The organism is Bradyrhizobium sp. Kon69, from assembly GCF_055807515.1.
On record NZ_JBVVOS010000596.1, the window covers coordinates 1 to 234 of the forward strand.

The 234-nt window shown below is 56.4% G+C and carries 1 protein-coding gene; it reads left to right on the top strand.

Annotation, left to right across the window (positions count from 1 at the left end; all coding sequences use genetic code 11):
- A partial coding sequence (locus tag AC0L3U_RS40285) for an Ail/Lom family outer membrane beta-barrel protein (protein WP_473365256.1) occupies positions 1–213 on the top strand: 213 nt, incomplete at its 5' end.
- Positions 214–234: the final 21 nt, after the last annotated feature.

The following is a 234-nucleotide window of genomic DNA, read 5'->3' on the forward strand; positions in this document are numbered from 1 at the left end:
GGAGACAAGAATCGCCAGCTTACCCGTTACAGCGATACCCGCTGGCATGAAGATTCCGAGCGTAACCGCTGGTTCAGCGTGAGGGTGGGGCCGTCTGTGCGCGTGAAAGAATGGTTCAGCGCGTATGCGATGGCGGGTATGGCTTACAGCCGTGGGTCGACTTTCTCCGGGGATTATCTCCGCGTAACTGACAACAAGGGAAGGTGCGAATAAGCAGGTCATTTCTTCCCAAGC